Annotated in this window: 5 protein-coding genes and 1 tRNA gene; 2 read left to right on the top strand and 4 right to left on the bottom strand. The window is 71.1% G+C overall.

Annotation, left to right across the window (positions count from 1 at the left end; all coding sequences use genetic code 11):
• Positions 1-147: 147 nt before the first annotated feature.
• The 3 genes from ACZ38L_RS38320 to ACZ38L_RS38310 all read right to left on the bottom strand — a co-directional run bounded on the left by ACZ38L_RS38320 (position 148) and on the right by ACZ38L_RS38310 (position 2579).
• A complete protein-coding gene (locus ACZ38L_RS38320) occupies positions 148-897 on the bottom strand; it encodes a nucleotidyltransferase family protein (RefSeq protein WP_465702576.1) in 750 nt (249 codons plus the stop codon).
• Positions 898-963: 66 nt separating this feature from the next.
• On the bottom strand, positions 964-1374 hold the full coding sequence (locus tag ACZ38L_RS38315; protein WP_465702574.1) for a hypothetical protein: 411 nt from the start codon (positions 1372-1374) through the stop codon (positions 964-966).
• Between the two features lie 113 nt (positions 1375-1487).
• On the bottom strand, positions 1488-2579 hold the full coding sequence (locus ACZ38L_RS38310) for an ABC transporter ATP-binding protein (RefSeq protein ID WP_465702572.1): 1092 nt from the start codon (positions 2577-2579) through the stop codon (positions 1488-1490).
• A 279-nt stretch (positions 2580-2858) separates the two neighbouring features.
• On the opposite strand from ACZ38L_RS38310, the gene ACZ38L_RS38305 reads away from it, so the two are divergent.
• Positions 2859-2932 (top strand) — tRNA-Thr (locus tag ACZ38L_RS38305).
• 284 nt (positions 2933-3216) lie between these two features.
• Here ACZ38L_RS38305 and ACZ38L_RS38300 read toward each other — a convergent pair.
• Positions 3217-3711, bottom strand: a complete 495-nt coding sequence (locus ACZ38L_RS38300; RefSeq protein ID WP_465702568.1) for a YncE family protein — start codon at positions 3709-3711, stop codon at positions 3217-3219.
• 567 nt (positions 3712-4278) lie between these two features.
• Here ACZ38L_RS38300 and ACZ38L_RS38295 point away from each other — a divergent pair.
• Positions 4279-5163 carry a DMT family transporter gene (locus tag ACZ38L_RS38295; protein WP_465702565.1) on the top strand — a complete coding sequence of 295 codons (885 nt, stop codon included), beginning with the start codon at positions 4279-4281 and terminating at the stop codon, positions 5161-5163.
• Positions 5164-5302 lie beyond the last annotated feature (139 nt).

The following is a 5302-nucleotide window of genomic DNA, read 5'->3' as shown; positions in this document are numbered from 1 at the left end:
CGGAAGCGCGCGACTCCCCGCGCCCCTCGGAGGACGGGACCGCACACCCCCCCCCCCCCCCCCCCCCCCCCCCCCCCCCCCCCCCCCCCCCCCCCCCCCCCCCCGGCCCGTTGTCCGCCGGTTCCATCAACTACCCTGCATGATGCGTCAGTTGGCCTCGCGAGCCTGGCTCGCGGCGAGTTCCTTGGCGGCCTCGGTGAGGTCCTTGGCGGTGTCGATCGCCCGCCAGTACACGCCCTGCGGCAGCTGGTAGCCCGCGAGCCGCTTGGCGCGGGCGAGTTGGGGGAACGTGGTGCGCTCGTGGTCGCCGACGTCGGGCAGCAGCTCGGCGAAGCCGGCCGCGAAGACGTACAGGCCGGCGTTGATCAGGAAGGGTGAGGGTGGCGCCTCGATGAAGTCCAGCACGTTGCCGAACTGGTCCGTCTCCACCGCTCCCCAGGGGATCCGCGGGCGGGCCAGCGCGAGCGTGGCGAGGGCGTCCCGTTCGTGGTGGAAGGCGGCCATCTCGCGCAGGCTGAACCTGGTCCAGATGTCGCCATTGGTGGCGTACCAGGGTTCTGTGGGCCGCGGCAGTGCCTTCGCGGCGAGCTTCAGGCCGCCGCCGCGGCCCAGGGGTTCGGCCTCCACCACGGTGCTGACCCGGAGTGGCAGCTCGGCCTGGTCGAGCCAGGCCTGAAGCACCTCGGCCAGGTGTCCACAGGAGATGACCACGTCGGTCACGCCCTCCGAGGCCAGCCAGGCGAGTTGGTGTCCGACGATCGGCATGCCCGTACCCGGGATCTCGACCAGCGGCTTGGGCCGGTCGTCGGTGTACGGGCGCAGCCGGGAGCCCTGGCCGCCGGCGAGGACGACGGCCTGGGTGACGAGGGGTGCGCGGGTGAGGTCGTAGCCGGTCATGGGGAGCAGGATAGGACGCCGGGATGATGAGGCGTCAGATCGTGCTCCCCGCCGCGCGGTCGCGGTTCAGCCGCCCTGGACGCCGGCCGCGAAGGAGCCGTCGCAGACCGGACGGGCGTAGGAGGCCGCCTTCCGCACGTCGCCGTGGTACTGCTTCACCGCGGCGTGCCCGAGTTCGGTGGCGAGCCCGGTGCAGTACGGCGTGAGCGAGGGCTGCTCGTGCATCGAGCGCTCCAACTGGTCCAGCGCGGCACCGGCGCCCTGGGTGCGCAGCGTCTCCAGCAGGTTGGCGCGGAGCGCGTCCTGCGGGGCCTGGCCGGGGTGGGCGGCGGTGGTGTCCGAGACGTTGGAGGCGGCGACCACCTGTTGGGTGGAGGCCCATGGGACCTGGGTCACGGCGAGGGTGCCGGTGGTCACCAGGATCACGGGCAGGGTGAGGGCGATGGTCTGGCCGATGCGGCGAACGAGCTGCTTCACGGCAGCGAGGGTAGCGCCGAGTGAGCCCCGGAAGACACTCCGTCACACGGACGAGTGACAACACCGGAGCCCCGTCGGACGCGCGTCCGACGGGGCTCCGGGTGCCGTCATCGTCAGGCGCTCAGCCGGACGCCGGTGCCGCTGGAGAAGACGTGCGTCTCGTCGCCGTTCGGGACGACGTGGATGGTCTCGCCCTTCATCGGGATCTGCCGGCCGTTGACCCGCACCACGATGTCCTTGTCCTCGCCGCCGATCTTGGTGGTGCCGTAGACGAAGCCGTCGGCGCCCAGCTCCTCGACCACGTTGACGGTGACCGCGACGCCCTCGATGCCGCCCTCGGGCACGATCTGGAAGTGCTCCGGGCGGATGCCGACGGTCACCGTCCGGTCCGAACCGGCGCCGGCCAGGTCCTCGCGGGAGATGTCGACCACCGAGCCGCCGAACTTCACCCCGCCGTCCACCAGCGGCACCTCGACCAGGTTCATCGCCGGCGAGCCGATGAAACCGGCCACGAAGACGTTGGCGGGCTTGTCGTACATGTTGCGCGGGGTGTCGACCTGCTGCAGCAGGCCGTCCCGGAGCACGGCCACCCGGTCGCCCATGGTCAGCGCCTCGACCTGGTCGTGCGTCACGTAGACCGTGGTGATGCCCAGCCGGCGCTGCAGGCTGGCGATCTGGGTGCGGGTGGAGACGCGCAGCTTGGCGTCCAGGTTGGAGAGCGGCTCGTCCATCAGGAAGACCTGCGGCTCCCGGACGATCGCCCGGCCCATCGCGACGCGCTGGCGCTGACCGCCGGAGAGCGCCTTCGGTTTGCGGTCGAGGTACTGGGTGAGGTCCAGCATCTTGGCGGCCTCTTCGACCTTGGCGCGGATCTCCGCCTTGCCGACGCCGGCGATCTTGAGCGCGAAGCCCATGTTGTCGGCGACGCTCATGTGCGGGTAGAGCGCGTAGTTCTGGAACACCATGGCGATGTCCCGGTCCTTCGGCGGGAGGTGGGTGACGTCGCGGTCGCCGATCCGGATCGCGCCGCCGTTGACGTCCTCCAGGCCGGCCAGCATCCGCAGGCTGGTGGACTTGCCGCAGCCGGACGGTCCGACCAGGACCAGGAACTCGCCGTCCGCGATGTCCAGTTCCAGGGCGTCCACGGCGGGCTTGGTGGCGCCCGGGTAGAGGCGGGTCGCCTTGTCGAACGTGACAGAAGCCATGGTTGTGCTCTCCTTCACCGGCAGGAACGTGCCGGACGATCCGAGTAAAGGGGTGAGGTGGTCCGGGTCGCACCGCTGATTGGTCTGGACCTTCGATGGCGAGCACGACCCGGGCCGAGGCTACCCGCCGCTCCGCCGGCTGTCAGCCCCCGGGTCGCCCCGATCCGGCATCGGTCCGATCACGACCCCGCCCCGCCCCGTAATCCGCCCGCACACCGCCCGCTCGGCCCGGTAGACTGCCACCTGGTGCCGCCGCGTTCCTCCGCGGACGACCACCGTGCCTCCTTAGCTCAGCTGGCCAGAGCACCGCTCTTGTAAAGCGGGGGTCGTCGGTTCGAACCCGACAGGGGGCTCAGCGGACGAAGCTCCACAGCGCACGACAAGGGTCAGGTCACCGGGGTAGTCCCGGGGCCTGACCCTTGATCGTTGTTCGAGCGGTTCGAGCGGTCGGTCCGGCCGTGCCACTGGCGTGCCAGATGTGTCCGGCGGTTCGTGCTGCCCCAGCTCCCAGCGGACCTCCTTCCCCCTGCGGCCGTCCGTGGAGGCGTCCAGCACCGTTGCACTTGGCACAGGGGTCGCCGGCCCTGGCGGCGATGCCGCCGCGGTCTCCCCGGACCGGAGCGGAGCCGTGCCGGTGTCAGGGAGCGCAGACGGCGTAGGGGGTGGCGTTGGTGTAGTCGGTGCTCTGGTTGTCGGCGAGGACTTGCCAGGTGTTGCCGACGGGCCGGTTGGTGACCTCGAGGGGTGGGACGGCGCCGCCGCTCTGCTGGTACCCGTCGCCGGTGAGCACGCTGCCGGTGGGGCAGCTGGCGGTGGCCACCACCGGGACCCTGGCCGTGGCCACTGCGCACGGGGTGGTGCCGGTGGGGACGGTGGTGATGACGGTTTCGGTGGACGCGTTGATCACCGACACCTGGGCCGAGTTGGAGTTGGTGATGTAGACGCGGGTGCCGCCCGGGCTGAACGCCACCCCGTCGGGATTGGGGCCGACCGGGATGGTGGTGGCGACGGTGTTGGTGGCCAGGTTGATCACCGTCCCGTTGTTCGAGCTGATATTGACGACGTACGCGAAGCTCCCGGACGTCGCAGCGTGCGTGGGGGGGCGGCGGCCGACACCGGCAGGATCTGGCACGTCAGCAGGATCAGCCCCGCGATCAGGCCACGTGCCGACGCCCAACCCGATGTCCGGCCCCTCGTATCGCGCAGGTCCCGGCCCGGGGGCCGCCATCGTCCCGAACGCAGCGTTGCCGTACCTCCCATTCGAAGGACCCACGGCGTGAACCACGGCCCACGCCTCGGGAAAGCCCGGTGCACGGGCAGCCCGGCACCACAGCCGTCACCGGGTCGAACGTGGAACAGGGCGCCGGGCGCCCCCGTGTGCCACGACCGCTCATGGGCTGAACGGAGCCTCCCCACCACTCGGAGCCGACCCCCGTGGCCCGGGGCGGACCCGAACGGCGGCGTCGACGATTCGTCGTGGACCTGGCGTGTCCGTCCCCCTGTCCGCTCCGAGAGGGAAGACTCCGCGGGACACGTCCCGACGGCTGATCGGGGCCCGAGTCCGGTAGGGTGTCGGATCGGAGTCGGCGCCGGTCCAGTCTGATCGACAATCAATTAGACGGTGGATCAAGGACGTTCGAAAGAGCGGAACGGCTCCTATCGCATACATGACACCCGCAGATGGCGTAGCGTGTCCGCCATGGATGGCATCGTTACGGCAGAGTCCCGCTTGGATGGCAAGGCAGTTGCCGCGGCCTCGGCGACGGTGGTGTTGTGGGCCTCCGCGTTCGTCGCGATCCGCGATGCGACCAACCACTTCAGTCCCGGGGCACTGGCCCTCGGCCGGCTGGTCACGGGGTCGGTGGCGCTGCTCGCCCTGTTGTTGTACCGGCGTGAGGGGTTGCCGCCGCGCGCGGCCTGGCCCGGCATCGTGGCGTCGGGGGTGCTCTGGTTCGGCCTCTACATGGTCGCGTTGAACTGGGGTGAGAGCCAGGTCGACGCGGGTACCGCGGCCATGGTGGTCAACATCGGTCCGGTGGTGATCGCCCTGCTGAGCGGCTGGCTGCTGAGGGAGGGCTTCCCGCCCAAGCTGATGGCCGGAATGGCGGTCTCCTTCGCGGGGGTGGTCGTGGTCGGCTTCGCGACGTCGAGCGGGACCCACAGCTCGGTCACCGGCAGCCTGCTCTGCCTGCTCGCGGCGCTCGCCTACGGCTGCGGAGTGGTGAGCCAGAAGCCCGCGCTGCGGCACGCGTCCCCGCTCCAGGTCACCACCTTCGGCTGCCTGGTCGGCGCGGTGGCCTGCCTGCCGTTCTCCGGGCAGCTGGTGTCGGATCTCGGCAAGGCGCCCGCGACGAGCACCTTCAACATGCTCTACCTGGGCCTCTTCCCGACCGCGCTCGCCTTCACCACCTGGGCCTACGCGCTCGCCCGGACCAGCGCCGGCAAGATGGGCGCGACCACCTACGCCGTGCCGGCCCTGGTGGTCCTGATGGCCTGGGTCGCCCTCGGCGAGATCCCGAGCCTGCTCGCGCTGGGCGGAGGCGTGCTCTGCCTGGCCGGTGTCGCCGTCTCGCGCCGCCGCTGAACCCGCCGGCGCGTCCCCTCCATGCCGCGCCGGCCGTCACAGCACGGGTCTCACAGCACCAGGACGGTCTCGCTGCGGCCCAGCAGGAAGCCCAGGTGCAACCGGTTCCGGGCGCCCAGGCTGTCCTTGATGTGTGCCA

This window comes from Kitasatospora sp. NPDC024654 (assembly GCF_055559155.1).
Note: the sequence above shows the minus strand (reverse complement) of the source record. Positions and strands in the feature narration are given on the sequence as shown.

Excerpts from the sequence above, each read along its gene's own strand:
- ACZ38L_RS38320 (WP_465702576.1), bottom strand. The coding sequence starts at position 897 with ATGACCGGCTACGACCTCACCCGCGCACCCCTCGTCACCCAGGCCGTC.
- ACZ38L_RS38310 (WP_465702572.1), bottom strand. The coding sequence starts at position 2,579 with ATGGCTTCTGTCACGTTCGACAAGGCGACCCGCCTCTACCCGGGCGCC.
- ACZ38L_RS38295 (WP_465702565.1), top strand. The coding sequence starts at position 4,279 with ATGGATGGCATCGTTACGGCAGAGTCCCGCTTGGATGGCAAGGCAGTT.